The following is a 14,025-nucleotide window of genomic DNA, read 5'->3' as shown; positions in this document are numbered from 1 at the left end:
CAAACGACAAACATCAAATCGTAAACTTTTTATGGGTCGCATATTTGAAGTTAGAAAAAGTACCATGTTTGCCCGGTGGGACCGGATGGCCAAACAGTTTACCCGTGTCGGCAAAGAAATCGTGATCGCTGTAAAAGCGGGTGGTCCCGACCCGGCAACCAACCCGGCCCTCCGGCGTGCCATGCAAAACGCCAAAAGCGTGAACATGCCCAAGGACCGCGTGGAAGCCGCCATCAAGCGTTCACAGGGCAAGGATACGTCCGATTACGAAGAAATCCTGTACGAAGGCTATGCCCCGCACGGCGTAGCGGTACTGGTGGAAACAGCCACCGATAACCATGTCCGTACTGTAGCCAACGTGAAATCAATTTTCAACAAAGGCGGCGGTGCGTTGGGCAATAGCGGCAGCGTGGCCTTTCAGTTTAAAAAAATGGGAACGTTTAAATTGAATCCCGAAGGCTTGAATACGGAAGAACTGGAATTCGAGCTGATCGATCACGGCCTGGAAGAAATGGGCGAAGGCACCGGCGAAAATGGTGAAGACGTACTGGTCTTGCGTTGCGCCTTTACCGACTTTGGCGCCATGCAAAAAGCACTGGAAGAAAAAGGCCTGGCAACACTAAGCGCCGAGGTAGAATGGATTCCTACCACTACAGTATCACTTTCGGAAGAACAGGCAGAAGAAGTGCTGAAACTGGTGGACAAGCTGGAGCAGGACGAAGACGTGCAGAAGGTCTTTCACAACCTGGCCTGATGAGCATACGAATGACAGTTTTTCGATGACTGTCCATTCCAGTCATAATTTTGAAGCATCCAGGAATTTGGATGCTTTTTTCATGCCATCGACAAACGCAGTTCAACAGCAGCCCGTAATCTTATTTGATGGTGTTTGCAACTTTTGCAACGGCACGGTGAACTTCCTTCTCAAACAGGATAAGAAAAAGCGTTTCCGCTTTGCAGCGCTGCAGTCGGAAGCCGGTCAGGCTTTACTGGCACAATACGGTTTGTCGAAAGAAAACCTTGACACATTTATTTTGGTGGACAACGGAAAAGTGTACAGGCGTTCGACAGCAGCCTTGCGTGTTGGCAGCAACCTACCCTGGTATTGGCAGTGGACACAGGCGTTCCGGATTGTTCCACCGTTTATCCGTGATGGGGTTTACAATTTCATTGCAAGAAACCGTTATAAATGGTTTGGAAAAAAGAAGACCTGTATGCTGCCCGCTCCCGGTATGCAAAGCCGTTATCTTTAAGCGGCAGGATCACCCGCCATCACGTCAAAACCAACGATCAAAATGGAGTCCCAAGTGCCTTGGAAAATCTTCCATTCAACTACTTTTCACCGCCTGCACCAGCGCTAATAATATAAAAGCCCTTCAAGTTTCGCATCCAAAGGCTGATCTTGCAACAGCGGGCTGGTCTCATAACATGAATACCGACGACTAAAGGGTGATTTCCCCTTGCAGGAACAAAGCGCATTTTCCACTCATCAGTACCCTGTCTCCTGCCAGTTCGCAATGCAAATCACCGCCGCGGGCCGATAGCTGCTGGCAGAACAGTTTTGTCTTGCCCAGCTTTTCGCTCCAGTAAGGAACGATGTTGCAATGTGCTGAACCCGTTACGGGATCTTCGGGAATGCCGGCACCGGGGTAAAAGCAACGCGACACCACGTCGGCCTCGTGTCCTCTGGCTGTTACGATCACGCCAATCGTGTCGAGTTCCTTCATCAGTGTATAATCCGGTTCGCAATTCCGCACCGCCTCCTCATTGGGCAAGACCACAAAATAATCCCGTGATCGAAGCACTTCCACTGCATTGCCGATGCCTAAGCTGGGTAATAGTTTGTCTGGAATGGCACAGGCTTCTGGCAGGCGGGACGGGAAATCCAATGTGTACATCCCGTCTTTGGCGGCGGCTTTCAGCACACCGGCTTTTTGCGTGGTGAAATGGATTTCGGCCACGTGCGGTTCCAGGAAATTTTTGATCACATAGGCAGAAGCCAGCGTCGCATGACCGCAAAGGTCGATTTCGTATTCCGGCGTAAACCAGCGAATATGATAACCGGAATCCGTCTTTACAAAGTAGGCGGTCTCGCTTAAATTATTCTCCATCGCGATCTGCTGCATCAGTGCATCGTCCAGCCAATCTTCCAGTGGAACAATGGCAGCGGGGTTTCCTTTGAAAACAGATTCGGCAAAGGCATCAACCTGGTAAATGGGGAGCGTCATGCGGTTTATTTTACGGTGATCTGCGGCAGCGATAAATGGAATTTCACGGCAATGATACGGATAGAAAAGATCAGAAAGATGCAAAGCCCCGTAACCACATCGCCGTTGATCGCCGTGCGCTTCAGCATAAAATAGGCAATGCCGCCGAGGATGCAGGCCAGCGCATAGATTTCCTTCTGGAAAATGAGCGGCACTTTGTTCAGCAGCACATCCCGCAGCACGCCGCCAAAGCAGGCCGAGATGGTGCCCAGCGCAATACAAATGCCAGCGCCAAAGCCCTTCCTCAGGCCAATTTCCAGCCCAACGATAGTGAACAAGCCCAATCCCAGTGCATCAAAAAGAAAAAGGAACGTATTCAGGTGTTTGAAGTAGGAGCCAAAAACCATGGTAAGAAGAGCGGAAGCCAAAATCACCCAAATGGCCGTATCGTTGTGCAGCCAGTTTACCGGCAGATTGCCCACCAGGATGTCCCGGATGGTGCCGCCGCCAATTGCGGTCACAAACGAAATGATCAGGATGCCAAAGATGTCCAGTTTTCGTTCCATCGCCGAAAAAACACCGCTGACTGCAAATGCAAATGTGCCCAGTATGTCGATCAAATTCAAAAAGCCTGAGTACATGCCGGCAAGTTTTTATTCTGCCATCATTTGCCGGATGACGGTCTTGATTTCTTCCGCATTCGGCTTGCTGAAATAGTCGCCGTCGCTGCCATAGGGCGGACGGTGCGCTTTGGCGGTCAGGGTTCGCGGCACTGCATCCAGGTAGCGGTAACCGCCCTGCCCTTCCATCACCTGTTGAAACATGTAAGCGGTGGCGCCACCCGGCACGTCCTCATCTACAAATAAAATGCGGCTGGTCTTCTTCAGGGAGTCAAGAATTTTATGGTGCAGGTCAAAGGGCAGCAAGGTTTGCACATCCACCACTTCGCAGGAAATTCCCTGCTTCTCAAGGGCCTGCGCCGCTTCAACGACAATGCGAAGCGTAGAGCCGTAGCTTACCACCGTCACATCCCGGCCTTCTTTAACTACTTCCGGTACACCCAGCGGAACGGTGAAGTCGAGCAGGTTGGCCGGTAGTTTTTCCTTCAGGCGGTAGCCGTTGAGGCTTTCGATGACAATGCCCGGGTCGTTGCTGCGCAACAAGGTATTGTACATGCCAACAGCCTGCGTCATGCTGCGGGGTACGCAGACCCACATGCCGCGAAGCGAGTTGATCACCATCCCCATGGGGGATCCGCTGTGCCAGATGCCTTCGAGCCGGTGACCTCTTGTTCGAACAATGATCGGGCAACTTTGCTGCCCGTTGGTCCGGTAATGCAGTGTGGCCGCATCGTCGCTGAGTGGCTCCAGGCCATAAAGCAGGTAATCCAGGTACTGGATTTCGGCAATGGGCCGCAGGCCGCGTACGGCCAGGCCGATGCCCTGTCCCATGATGGTCAGTTCGCGGATGCCGGTATCGAAAATGCGGTTTTCGCCGTGTTTAGCCTGCAGACCGGCAAAACCCTGGTTGACGTCGCCGATATTGCCAAGGTCTTCGCCAAAGGCAACGACCTTGGGATTGGCCGTGAAGAGCTCGTCAAAATAGTGGTTGATCACCTCAAAACCATTGACGGTGGGTGCGTCGGCAGCAAAACGCACTTTTACTTCCGGCACTTTCAATGCACTTTTGGGTCCTTCGTTATACAGATAGGTATTATACAGGTTCCGGGCTTGCTGCTGCAGCTCCTTGTAAAAATCATTAAGCCAGAAAGCAGCTTCGTTTTGCCCAACAATTGCCAGCGCGGTGTGAAGCGTCCGCATGATATCCCGCCGCAGGGGCTCGCGGAGAGAAGAAAGTTCGTTGATCAGCGGCTGCAACTCGTTGGAAAAACCATCCGCCTTCGACGCCACATCGTTCAGCAGTTCTACGGCCTTTTCTACCTGGGTCTTGATCGGCTGAAGGTAATCGTTCCAGGCTGCCGTGCGGCCATCCCGGACATGGCGTTTGGCCTCGGCTTCCAGTTCTTCCAGTTCTTCTTCCACTGCCAGTGCATTTGACAGGATCCATTCCCGCATCTTGCGGATGCAGTCCCATTCGCGTTCCCACTGCAGGCGGTCGGCCGTTTTATAACGCTCATGGCTGCCGGAGGTGGAGTGACCCTGCGGCTGCGTGATTTCTTCTACATGAAACAGCACCGGCGTATGGGTTTCGCGGGCCAAGCGTACGCCTTCCTCGAAGGTCTCGCAAAGGCTGGCGTAATCCCAGCCTTTTACTTTATAAATGTTGAATCCGTTGGTTCCGTCTTCTTTTTGAAAGCCGGCCAGCGCATCGGAAATAGAGGCTTTGGTGGTTTGGTATTTTTTCGGAACCGAGATGCCGTAGCCATCGTCCCACACGAAAACCGCAAGCGGCACCTGCAGCACACCGGCCGCATTGATCGTTTCCCAGAAATGCCCTTCCGACGTGGAGGCATCACCGATGGTCACAAAACAAACTTCGTTGCCGTTATCGGAAAGGTGGGTAAACTGTTTCAGGCTTTCGACGTTCCGGAAGGTTTTCGAGGCAAAGGCCAAACCCAGGCTGCGGGGCATCTGTCCCGCTGTGGGAGCAATGTCGGCGCTGATGTTTTTGCGTTCCGTCAGGGGCAGCCATTCGCCGTTTTCGTCGACAAAAGCGGTAGCAAAATGCGAGCTCATTTGACGGCCGGCGCTAAAAGGGTCGTTGTTCACGTCGGGGTCGGCATAAAGCTGGGAAAAGAACTGCTGCACGGTTGCCTGCCCGATAGCAAAAGCAAAGGTCTGATCGCGGTAATAGCCTGCACGGAAATCACCCGGCTGGAAGAATTTGGCCATGGCCACCTGCGCCACCTCTTTCCCGTCGCCGAAAATGCCAAACTTGGCCTTACCGGTCAGCACTTCTTTCCGCCCCAGCAGGCTGGCCTCGCGGCTGACACACGCCATACGGTAATCGTACAACACTTCGGTGCGAAAATGATCAAAGGACAGTTGCTCCAACGACCGGCTTCCTTCCGTGAAATTTTCCATGGCGCAAAAATAGGGGTTCGGGTTTTGTTGCTAAGGAAATGCCAAAAAACCAGGCCTTTGCTGCCACCGGCCGGGCACCTCTCTTTTCTGTACTCCGGGCCGTACAGCGTGCCTCCACCGTTAAAAAAAGCTAAATTGTCGCCGCCTCTTTCAGATCAAAAATCTTTCTGCTATTTTTGAGCACAACCCTGAAAAATGAAACAGCTTTTTACCCTCTTTGTTTTGATGACCTGCGCCTTTGCCGGTCATGCACAAACGGCCACCGAGGCGTTGGAAGTGAAGGAACAGGAATACAACTTCGGCACCATCCCACAGGGAAAACCGGTGTACCACGTCTTCCAGATTGCCAACAAGGGCGCCATTCCGCTTAAGCTCGATAACGTACAGGCCAGTTGTGGCTGTACCACCCCCGAATGGAGCAAAGACCCGATCCCGGCCGGCGGAGCCGATAAGATCCGGGTGGGGTACAATGCCGCTGCCGAAGGTCCTTTTGAAAAAGTAGTGACCGTCACATACAACGGAAACAGCACAAAACTCATCCGAATAAAAGGAGAGGTATGGCGGGCACCTGCCGGCTCTGCTCCTTCCAATGCTTCTATCAACTTTTTAAAACAACAAATGCAATGAAAAAGCTCCTCTTCTTAGCTGTGGCTTTTGTGGCAGGCCTCAGCGCAATGGCACAAAAAGCAGATGACGTTATCAAAGTCAGCGCCGACAAATACGATTTCGGCAAAATCAAGCAAGGTGTACCGGTAACGACGTTTTTTACGATTACCAATACCACCGACAAGCCCGTAGTGATTGAGAACGCCTGGGCGGGTTGCGGTTGCACCACTCCCGAGTTTTCGAAAGAGCCGATTGCCCCGGGTGGCACGTCCAAGCTGAAGGTTGGGTACAATGCGGCTTCTATGGGTCATTTTGACAAGGTCGTGAACATTAAACTGGCCGGCGTTAACGAACCCAAAGTCGTAACGATCACCGGCGAGGTGGTTGATGCCAACGCATCAGGTCTTGCAACAGCAGCCACCACTGAAACAAAGGTTTCGACACCGGCTGCCGACGCCAATGCGAAAACAGTGACCAAGGTGAAAACGAAGACCAAAAAGTCATAATAAAAAACAAGCTGTCCCCCGCCGATGCGGGGGATTTTTTTGTCCAAACCTTTCGCCATGAAAGAACAGCTGCTGCAGGCATGGCAAACCAACAACGCCAAAAATTTGTTGTTGCTGCAACACCTCACCGAAGCACAACTGGCAGTGTCACTTACAGCCAGGAGCCGCACAGTGGGCGCACAGTTGGCGCACATGCAAAATGTTCGCATCAGCTGGACTGAGCACGTGGCCAGGCCGATTTACCAGAAATCCCTCCTTCTTCCCAAAGACGCCGCGCTAACCCTCTCCTCGCTTTCACAAGCCTTTGTCAGATCAGCAGAAAAGATTGCAGACGTTATTCATACCAGTTGGGAAAAGGATGGCAGGCTTCCCTCGTTCAAAGCGGGCTTACTCCCTTTTATCTCGTACCTCATTTCCCACGAATCGCATCACCGCGGCGCAATTTTGCTGACGCTGAAACAAAGCGGTTACCCGTTACCCGACACCCTGAAATGGGGCCTGTGGGAATGGAATAAATGAGTTTGGCGTTGGTAAAAATCAAATCGTCCCTATGCATTACCTGGCCTCAGTTCAATTGGTAGATGTTCAGGGTCAGGAGAGTGGCAAACGTCACCCAACTGATATAAGGCACCATTAGCCAGGCCGCCGGCTTGCTGACGCGACCAAAGGACAGGATGGTAAGCAGGATGAAAAACCAGAGGATGACGATCTCTCCCAGCGCCCAATCGATCTGATGTTTTTTGAAAAAGATGAACGACCAAAAAAAATTAAATACCAGTTGGATAATCCACAGTGTGACGGCCATTCGTTTTGTTTTGGCCGGTGCCGGGCTTTTCCAGACCAGGTAAAACGCAATCCCCATCAGGATATAAAGCCCTGTCCAAACAGGGCCAAACACCCAGTTGGGCGGCTGCCATGCCGGTTTTCGGATGGTTTGAAACCATCCGCTGATTTCGGAGGTCGTAAACAGGCCGGCAATGCCGCCAACGGCCAGGGGTAGCACCAAACTGATAACAAGCTTCATCCAATTTTTCATACCACCTTTTCAACAAAGCTAAAGCCGGTTAGATCGCATCCTTCCCATATTTTTTCATGTAGGCAATCAGGTAGGCAATGACTTCGTCGTATGTCGCCGTTCCCTTGGGCTGGTTATTGAATTTGAGGTAGCGGTCGTAAAAGCCGCTCATAAATGGTTCGACGAAGTTTTTATTGCGCAGCAGGTAAAGCTGCAGGTCGTGTGCATCGATCCGTACACGGGGATGGATGTTGCGGCGGAGCGGCTCCGTGATCTCCTTGTTCGGCGTCAGCCGGCATTCAAATATCGCATCCCGGTAAAGCTCGAAATAGGCCGAATAAAGAAAGTTGACGTCGGCCGAGGCCTTGCAGGTAAGGTAGGCCACAAAACTGGCTTCATTCTCCTTGGCATAGCCCAACTGGTGCGCCATTTCATGCGAGATAACAAAGGGCTTCAGGAAAACCGGGATGGTCGTACGCAGTTGCGCCTCCGCGGTAAACGGATTGTAGTATCCCGTAAAGCCAAACCAATGTCCCACCGGTGTATAAAGCGAAGGCTTCAGCGAAGGCTGGCGATAGGCCAGGAAAGGATACTGCCGCTGAGCCGTTTGATAGGCTTCCTCACCTCTTCGGAACAAAAAATCGTTTTGGTTAAAGGTCAGCCGCTGTACGGAGTCTACTTTTTCGGCAAAACTGTTTAGCCGCTGCTGCAGGACCATTGTTACGTCGAACAGGTCCTGCACAGAATAGTGCTCTACTTTCAAACCCAGTTGTGCGGGGAGCCCCTGCCGGTAGTAGTTCATCCCCCACAACGACATAAACACGATATAGACCAACAGCGAGAGCTTCAGGTATTTGCGAAAAAGCTCCCAGGAGAGAAGGTTGCTTCCCCGCCTGTGTTTTAGCACCAGCACCAATTTCCAGGTTTTCCAGACCAGCCAGGCAAAGGCGAGAAAATAAACGACATCGCCAACACTGAATGGGACCCAGCCAAAAACTGCCCGGAAGATCCGCGACAGCACCGGGTAAACGCCAACGGTGTAAATTCGTTCCACCCCACTTTGGTCCAGGGCAAAGAGTCGAAGGAGGACAGCGACCAGCAGCAACAGGATCAGGTATCGGTCACGAAAGAGGGCTTTGAACATGGGTTTTGCAGGGCAATTCGTTAAATTCTTTGCTCAAAATAATGCATTTCAGGCGTTTTCCTTTACCTTCGCACACTCTTAAAACGAATGTCATGAGCAGCAGGCGTGAATTTGAGATTGCATTTGTGGGTCTTAAGCCGGGTGTTCACGAGTTCAATTACGAGATTACCAACAGTTTCTTTGAAGATTACGGCGAACAGGATTTTTGGGACTGCAACGCCACGGTGAAGCTTTTGCTGGAAAAAACGACCGGTTTCATGCTGTTGCGTTTCCAGGTAGGCGGCACGGTAAAAGTGGTGTGCGACCGTTGCAATTCCAACCTTCCCATGAACCTGTTCGAAGACTTTACGGTGACGGTGAAAGTTGTGGAGAACCCCGAAGAAATGAACGAGACGGAAGAAGATCCGGACGTGTACTACATTTCCCGTGGTGAAAGTCACCTGAATGTCGCCCCCATGGTTTACGAATTCATCAACCTGAGCATACCGACGCAAAAGGAATGTGAGTACGAAAACATGGACGGCCCCTACTGTAATCCGGCAGCCCGCGAAGTGCTGAACAAGATGCGGCAGGCCGGGGAAGAAAAAGACAATCCCTTGTGGAAGGGACTGGATAAATTTAAAAACCTGGAAGATTAGCCATCGGCTTTCAGCCGACAGCGGCGAATATAAACAACAAAACACGTAGAATTTAAATAACTGAGTTATGCCAAATCCGAAACGCAGACATTCGCAACAAAGAAGTGCCAAGCGCAGAACCCACTACAAAGCAGTAGCGGCTACGCTTTCTACGGATAAGACGACCGGCGAGATCCATGTTCGTCACCGCGCACATGTGAGCGAAGGAAAACTGTACTACAAAGGACAGGTCGTTGCAGAAACGTCTCCGATCAAGTAAGCAAAAAAGATTTTTGCACCATCCATTCTCCCCCATACCGGCGGGATAATGGATTTTTTATTTTTGGGCCAACATGAAGATAGGCATTGACATGATGGGTGGCGATTTTGCTCCCCTCGAAGCTATTAAAGGCATACAGGAATATTTTGCAGAAAAGACAGACAGCCCGGCACACGTGGTTTTGATTGGTGACGAAGAAAAGATTACGCCGTTGCTTCTTCAATACCCGCTCCCCGAAGGGACGTATACAGTCGTGCATGCATCGCAGGTAATTGATATGCACGAATCGCCAACCAAAGCGCTGAAAGAAAAGCAACAGTCGTCCATCGCCGTTGGCTTTGGTCTGCTGGCACGGGGCCGCACCGATGCCTTTATCAGTGCCGGCAACACCGGTGCCATGCTGGTTGGTGCTTTGTATTCGCTGAAGGCGCTGGAAGGTGTGTTGCGGCCCACGATCTCCACCATCATCCCAAAAGAAAATGGCAGCACCGGCCTGCTGCTCGATGTGGGACTGAACTCCGACTGCAAGCCCGAGCACCTGAACCAGTTTGCCATCATGGGATCCGTGTATGCACAAACCATCCTGGGTATCGACAACCCGCGGGTGGCACTGATGAACATTGGTGAGGAGGAAGGGAAGGGCAACCTGCTGGCACAGGCAACCTATCCCCTGCTGAAAGAAAACCGGCACATCGACTTCGTGGGGAATGTGGAAGGCAGGGACCTCCTGATCGACAAAGCCGATGTGATTGTGTGTGATGGCTTCACGGGCAATATCATTTTAAAAATGGCCGAGAGTCTGTTTGAAATCACACACCGCAAACAGATCAACCACGAATATTTTGAACGTTTTAATTTTGAGAATGTCGGCGGAACGGCCGTACTGGGGATTTCAAAGCCGGTGATTATCGGCCATGGCATTTCCAAGGGAAAGGCGTTCAAGAATATGATCGTGCTGGCCGAAAAGATGATCGAAACGGAGATGATGCAGAAACTCCAAACGGAATTGATTAATTAAAAAAATATCTGTGCAAAAGTTTGGCAGCAATAAACACGCCCCTTATTTTTGCACTCCCAATCACAAAACGGGATGAACTCGTAGCTCAGTTGGTAGAGCAATACACTTTTAATGTATGGGCCCTGGGTTCGAGTCCCAGCGGGTTCACAAAAAACAGCGAAGCCTTCCAGGTTAACAACCGGAAGGCTTCGCTGTTTTAGCAGGAAACAGTTTTTCCCTCCAGTTGACAGTACTGGACTGTTTTTCATCAAAGCAATCGTTGATTGCGTGCAGAGGCATTACCCCATCACAATACGACCACTATGCAGCGGTGAATATTCCGGGCCACTTCTGCGAAAGGAGTGTTCCCCTAAGCCGAAAAAAGAATCACGAAGCGTTGGCCCCAAATGCGACTGCTTAAATTCGAAAAAATAAAGTTTAGGCTCATCATTCTACGTTCCATAAGTAAGAGACGATGCCTTCTTCGAAAGAACGGTATTCGTTTGGGCTGTGTTTTCCGGAGTGTTATTCCGCAAGGTTTTCAACCGCGGGACTTGCTGCTTCGTGGAAAAGAACTGTACCCTTCCTTGGGCCAGTTGGCATTTTGCTTCAAAGCTAATCGTGTACTCGTTCTGCCTGCGTAATTCGTTCGCTGCGGGATCAAACAAAAGAACGGCAGAAAGATTTTTTGCGATCGCGGGCAAACCAATGCTGCTGTCGGCCTTGCCATTACGAAACCCAATGGTAAACTTATGACCGCTTTTGCGAACGGCAGCTGACTTTTGAAAGTCCGGTGCGTTTCAATTGAAACGTTTGATCTTCAGGGATCGCTCTTTTTAAAAGAATCCTAATGACAGGCAAGGATTTAATCCACGTTTGCATGTACATGGATTTTGTTTAGATCATGAGTAAACAGGCCGCGGTCAGTTTGGCTGCAATGTTTATTCAACAATGTTCTTGCTCAAGGTTAGCCTGGAAAAGTCAGAGCCCTGGAAAATCTTAGCAAGGCCGACATTTTTCGATTGGTGATAAGCATCAAATTGGCTTTCCGGCACAATGCGCCAGAAATTCTTTGATTTTAAATCTCCGTAATCTCTATGCTCCCTGATAAACAGACCATAAACCGGATTCCGTTTCTTGAAGGTTATCTTAACGTACTCATTACCTGCCGAAGTCTTGTTGTCAAGGAACTTTTGAATATCTTCTATGCTCATTATGTATGTTTAATGCGACCTGAGACGAAAGCGAGCAGTATAAAATTTGGGAAATGATTAGACTGTTTGCTGAAAGCTCATTGGAATTCCCGAAAGGTAACCTTAATCACCTGAACGAATAAAGAACAAACGTTCTTTATGAAAGTTTTGGCAATGGATATAAGAAGAAACCCTATCTTCACCGGGCTAATTTGAGCCTCGCATCAGTAATCACTTATTATTCTGCTTTATCTGCATCGTAGTTCGTCTCTTACTTCTTGCCTTCTCAACATTTTTTATTTTTTATTTTTCAGATCATGAACATTTATGTTTCCAATTTAAGCTTCAACGTACAGGATGAAGACTTACGCGAATTTTTCACTCCTTATGGAGAAGTTACCTCAGCAAAAATCATTATGGACAGAGAGACCAACCGTTCCCGCGGATTTGGTTTTGTTGAAATGTCGGATGATTCAGCAGCCAAAAAAGCGATAGCCGAATTGGACCAGGCTTCCGTAGAAGGCAGGACAGTGAAGGTGATGGAAGCCAAACCCAAAGAAAACAAGACTTCTTCAAGTTTTAGCCCGTTCCGCAGCAACAATAGCGGTTACACAAAAAAATACTGATACATTTTTCACGGTAAAACGGACAAAAGACCTAAGTTTTTAGGTCTTTTGTATTTATAGCCACCCGCATACGATTTATTCGCTGCTGGAGGACAAAGAAACAGCACTTCTCGCCCAATCACGATCCCATTCCCGATCGATTTTTCAGGTTCCTGTGCAGCTTAATAATGCAATTACTTCATCGGCGTGTCGCAGACTAATCAAATGGCGACGCCCACCTCCGCCTTATTTGGCGATGTCGATACGCACCTTTTTATTTTTTATCTTTTGCTCCTTTACCAGATGCAACACATGGCTTGCTTTTGTTTTTCGAACGGCCACAAACGAAAAGAAATCCTTGACTTCGATAAGCCCGATGTCTTCTTTTTTCAATTCACCGCGGTTCGACAAAAACCCGACGATGTCTACTTTATTTACCTTGTCTTTTTTGCCGGCGCCAATGAAGAGTGTCGTCCATTTCGGCTTTTCAGGCAGAAGGGCCGCATCGGGTAATTGAATTTCTTCTACCGGCTGGGTTATATACGCCGGGACTTTTTCTTCATCGTTTAGAATCAGGATCGCCGTTCCGCTGGCGGTCATCCTTGCCGTTCTTCCATTGCGATGGGTAAATGTTTCCTGTTTATCGGGCAGGTGATAATGAATAATATACCGGATATTGGGAATGTCCAGTCCACGGGCTGCCAGATCGGTGGTGACCAACGTATTCACACTGCCATTTCTGAATTTGGCCAGCGCGACTTCCCTGTCCCGCTGTTCCATAGCGCCGTGATAAAACGTGTTGATGATACTTTTTTCCGCCAGCAGTTTGCTTGTTCTTTCCACTGCTTCGCGGTGGTTGCAAAAAATAACGGCAGACCGGTTTCCTAAATGGCAAAGCAACCGGAACAACGTTTCAATTTTGTCTTTTTCCGGTGAATGCAGTTTTTGAATCTGGAGGGCCTGGGACGGCGCGCCTCCTTCCGGTAAAAAATTCAGCGTTTCGGCATCCGTGGCACCGATGAATGCGGGTATGTCTGCAGCTTCGGTTGCCGATGTCAGTATCCTTTTCTTAACAGAAGGCAAGGAGTTAACAATAAAAGCCATCTCCTCCTGGAAGCCGAGTTCAAGTGATTTATCAAATTCATCAAGCACAAGGGTGTGAATCGCATCAGCTTTTATATTTCCCCGGCGCAGGTGATCGCCTATTCTGCCGGGTGTGCCCACAATCAAAGCCGGGGGTTGAACGAGGTTGTTTTCTTCAATCTCCCGTTTATGTCCCCCATAGCAACAGGTTATTTTAAAGCCTGTACCCATTGCTTTGAACACCTGCTCTATCTGCAAGGCCAGTTCCCGGGATGGCACAACAACCAGCACCTGCGTTTTTGAAATGGAACGATCCATACCACGAAGGGCAGGCAGCAGGTAAGCCAGGGTTTTTCCCGAGCCGGTAGGAGAAAGAAGAACAATATTGTTGTGTTGGGAAGTGGCCTGTAATGTAACGGCCTGCATTTCATTAAGGGCCTCTATATTCAAATTCGCGAGGACGAATTCCGGGGAGAATTGACTTTTAGACATCAACAAAGATACAGGTTTCGCTTCCCTTGCAATCTGGGGGACGAAGCGAGGCCCTTCGTCCCTTCTTTGAACTCACTGCGTTGTATTTAATGTTTGCATTAAAATAGAAAGGAGCAGAAGCAGCGAGAAAAGCAATTTTATTAGATGTCTCTCAAATACTGACCAAAAATGTATTTGTTCATTCGTAATTGTTTCAAAATAAATATAGAGAAGCTTTGAAGCTTTACGAGGAAGAG

General features: G+C 49.7%; 16 protein-coding genes and 1 tRNA gene. 10 read left to right on the top strand and 7 right to left on the bottom strand.

Annotated features, from left to right (window positions below; translation table 11 throughout):
- The first annotated feature begins 31 nt into the window (after positions 1-31).
- Positions 32-754, top strand: a complete 723-nt coding sequence (locus D6024_RS19180; protein WP_121356365.1) for a YebC/PmpR family DNA-binding transcriptional regulator — start codon at positions 32-34, stop codon at positions 752-754.
- A gap of 82 nt (positions 755-836) precedes the next feature.
- Positions 837-1,253, top strand: coding sequence for a thiol-disulfide oxidoreductase DCC family protein (locus tag D6024_RS19175; protein ID WP_121356442.1), 417 nt, complete (start codon positions 837-839; stop codon positions 1,251-1,253).
- 189 nt (positions 1,254-1,442) lie between these two features.
- Here the strand turns inward: D6024_RS19175 and D6024_RS19170 are convergent, their stop codons facing one another.
- The 3 genes from D6024_RS19170 to D6024_RS19160 are packed head-to-tail and all read right to left on the bottom strand — an operon-like array spanning position 1,443 to position 5,251.
- The gene (locus D6024_RS19170; RefSeq protein ID WP_121356364.1) at positions 1,443-2,228 is read right to left on the bottom strand and encodes a PhzF family phenazine biosynthesis protein; all 786 of its coding nucleotides are present in this window, start codon (positions 2,226-2,228) and stop codon (positions 1,443-1,445) included.
- A 5-nt stretch (positions 2,229-2,233) separates the two neighbouring features.
- Positions 2,234-2,848: a trimeric intracellular cation channel family protein gene (locus D6024_RS19165; RefSeq protein WP_121356363.1), complete on the bottom strand. Its 615-nt coding sequence runs from the start codon at positions 2,846-2,848 to the stop codon at positions 2,234-2,236.
- 12 nt (positions 2,849-2,860) lie between these two features.
- Positions 2,861-5,251, bottom strand: coding sequence for an alpha-ketoacid dehydrogenase subunit alpha/beta (locus D6024_RS19160; protein ID WP_121356362.1), 2,391 nt, complete (start codon positions 5,249-5,251; stop codon positions 2,861-2,863).
- 195 nt (positions 5,252-5,446) lie between these two features.
- Between D6024_RS19160 and D6024_RS19155 the strand changes: the two genes are divergently transcribed.
- Genes D6024_RS19155 through D6024_RS19145 form a run of 3 tightly spaced genes read left to right on the top strand, consistent with a single transcriptional unit; the run spans position 5,447 to position 6,882 of the window.
- Entirely contained in the window at positions 5,447-5,878 is a 432-nt protein-coding gene (locus tag D6024_RS19155) for a DUF1573 domain-containing protein (RefSeq protein WP_121356361.1), read from the top strand.
- On the top strand, positions 5,875-6,363 hold the full coding sequence (locus D6024_RS19150) for a DUF1573 domain-containing protein (protein ID WP_205573323.1): 489 nt from the start codon (positions 5,875-5,877) through the stop codon (positions 6,361-6,363). Before D6024_RS19155 ends, D6024_RS19150 begins: the two co-directional genes overlap by 4 nt.
- A gap of 57 nt (positions 6,364-6,420) precedes the next feature.
- Positions 6,421-6,882, top strand: coding sequence for a DinB family protein (locus D6024_RS19145; RefSeq protein WP_162944882.1), 462 nt, complete (start codon positions 6,421-6,423; stop codon positions 6,880-6,882).
- Positions 6,883-6,928: 46 nt separating this feature from the next.
- Here D6024_RS19145 and D6024_RS19140 read toward each other — a convergent pair whose 3' ends face one another.
- Positions 6,929-7,387, bottom strand: a complete 459-nt coding sequence (locus D6024_RS19140) for a TspO/MBR family protein (RefSeq protein ID WP_162944881.1) — start codon at positions 7,385-7,387, stop codon at positions 6,929-6,931.
- Between the two features lie 40 nt (positions 7,388-7,427).
- Positions 7,428-8,522, bottom strand: coding sequence for a DUF3810 domain-containing protein (locus D6024_RS19135; RefSeq protein WP_121356358.1), 1,095 nt, complete (start codon positions 8,520-8,522; stop codon positions 7,428-7,430).
- Between the two features lie 92 nt (positions 8,523-8,614).
- On the opposite strand from D6024_RS19135, the gene D6024_RS19130 reads away from it, so the two are divergent.
- From D6024_RS19130 to D6024_RS19115, 4 genes are all read left to right on the top strand, one after another.
- Positions 8,615-9,160 (top strand): YceD family protein, encoded by a 546-nt coding sequence (locus D6024_RS19130; RefSeq protein WP_121356357.1) that lies wholly within the window; start codon positions 8,615-8,617, stop codon positions 9,158-9,160.
- 67 nt (positions 9,161-9,227) lie between these two features.
- Positions 9,228-9,419: a 50S ribosomal protein L32 gene (rpmF, locus tag D6024_RS19125; protein WP_121356356.1), complete on the top strand. Its 192-nt coding sequence runs from the start codon at positions 9,228-9,230 to the stop codon at positions 9,417-9,419.
- 73 nt (positions 9,420-9,492) lie between these two features.
- On the top strand, positions 9,493-10,437 hold the full coding sequence (gene plsX, locus D6024_RS19120) for a phosphate acyltransferase PlsX (protein ID WP_121356355.1): 945 nt from the start codon (positions 9,493-9,495) through the stop codon (positions 10,435-10,437).
- Between the two features lie 74 nt (positions 10,438-10,511).
- Positions 10,512-10,584, top strand: a tRNA-Lys gene (locus D6024_RS19115).
- Between the two features lie 773 nt (positions 10,585-11,357).
- Here the strand turns inward: D6024_RS19115 and D6024_RS19105 are convergent.
- On the bottom strand, positions 11,358-11,630 hold the full coding sequence (locus D6024_RS19105) for a short-chain dehydrogenase (protein ID WP_121356353.1): 273 nt from the start codon (positions 11,628-11,630) through the stop codon (positions 11,358-11,360).
- 296 nt (positions 11,631-11,926) lie between these two features.
- On the opposite strand from D6024_RS19105, the gene D6024_RS19100 reads away from it, so the two are divergent.
- Positions 11,927-12,235, top strand: a complete 309-nt coding sequence (locus D6024_RS19100; protein ID WP_121356352.1) for an RNA recognition motif domain-containing protein — start codon at positions 11,927-11,929, stop codon at positions 12,233-12,235.
- Positions 12,236-12,460: 225 nt separating this feature from the next.
- On the opposite strand, the gene D6024_RS19095 is transcribed toward D6024_RS19100, so the two are convergent.
- Positions 12,461-13,789 (bottom strand): DEAD/DEAH box helicase, encoded by a 1,329-nt coding sequence (locus D6024_RS19095; RefSeq protein WP_121356351.1) that lies wholly within the window; start codon positions 13,787-13,789, stop codon positions 12,461-12,463.
- Positions 13,790-14,025 lie beyond the last annotated feature (236 nt).

The organism is Flavisolibacter nicotianae (assembly GCF_003628535.1).
Taxonomy (GTDB): Bacteria; Bacteroidota; Bacteroidia; order Chitinophagales; family Chitinophagaceae; genus Flavisolibacter; species Flavisolibacter nicotianae.
Note: the sequence above shows the minus strand (reverse complement) of the source record. Positions and strands in the feature narration are given on the sequence as shown.

Excerpts from the sequence above, each read along its gene's own strand:
- D6024_RS19150 (WP_205573323.1), top strand. The coding sequence starts at position 5,875 with ATGAAAAAGCTCCTCTTCTTAGCTGTGGCTTTTGTGGCAGGCCTCAGC.
- rpmF (WP_121356356.1), top strand. The coding sequence starts at position 9,228 with ATGCCAAATCCGAAACGCAGACATTCGCAACAAAGAAGTGCCAAGCGC.
- D6024_RS19180 (WP_121356365.1), top strand. The coding sequence starts at position 32 with ATGGGTCGCATATTTGAAGTTAGAAAAAGTACCATGTTTGCCCGGTGG.
- D6024_RS19165 (WP_121356363.1), bottom strand. The coding sequence starts at position 2,848 with ATGTACTCAGGCTTTTTGAATTTGATCGACATACTGGGCACATTTGCA.
- D6024_RS19145 (WP_162944882.1), top strand. The coding sequence starts at position 6,421 with ATGAAAGAACAGCTGCTGCAGGCATGGCAAACCAACAACGCCAAAAAT.
- D6024_RS19130 (WP_121356357.1), top strand. The coding sequence starts at position 8,615 with ATGAGCAGCAGGCGTGAATTTGAGATTGCATTTGTGGGTCTTAAGCCG.
- D6024_RS19095 (WP_121356351.1), bottom strand. The coding sequence starts at position 13,789 with ATGTCTAAAAGTCAATTCTCCCCGGAATTCGTCCTCGCGAATTTGAAT.
- D6024_RS19135 (WP_121356358.1), bottom strand. The coding sequence starts at position 8,522 with ATGTTCAAAGCCCTCTTTCGTGACCGATACCTGATCCTGTTGCTGCTG.
- D6024_RS19140 (WP_162944881.1), bottom strand. The coding sequence starts at position 7,387 with ATGAAGCTTGTTATCAGTTTGGTGCTACCCCTGGCCGTTGGCGGCATT.
- plsX (WP_121356355.1), top strand. The coding sequence starts at position 9,493 with ATGAAGATAGGCATTGACATGATGGGTGGCGATTTTGCTCCCCTCGAA.
- D6024_RS19175 (WP_121356442.1), top strand. The coding sequence starts at position 837 with ATGCCATCGACAAACGCAGTTCAACAGCAGCCCGTAATCTTATTTGAT.
- D6024_RS19155 (WP_121356361.1), top strand. The coding sequence starts at position 5,447 with ATGAAACAGCTTTTTACCCTCTTTGTTTTGATGACCTGCGCCTTTGCC.
- D6024_RS19160 (WP_121356362.1), bottom strand. The coding sequence starts at position 5,251 with ATGGAAAATTTCACGGAAGGAAGCCGGTCGTTGGAGCAACTGTCCTTT.
- D6024_RS19100 (WP_121356352.1), top strand. The coding sequence starts at position 11,927 with ATGAACATTTATGTTTCCAATTTAAGCTTCAACGTACAGGATGAAGAC.
- D6024_RS19105 (WP_121356353.1), bottom strand. The coding sequence starts at position 11,630 with ATGAGCATAGAAGATATTCAAAAGTTCCTTGACAACAAGACTTCGGCA.
- D6024_RS19170 (WP_121356364.1), bottom strand. The coding sequence starts at position 2,228 with ATGACGCTCCCCATTTACCAGGTTGATGCCTTTGCCGAATCTGTTTTC.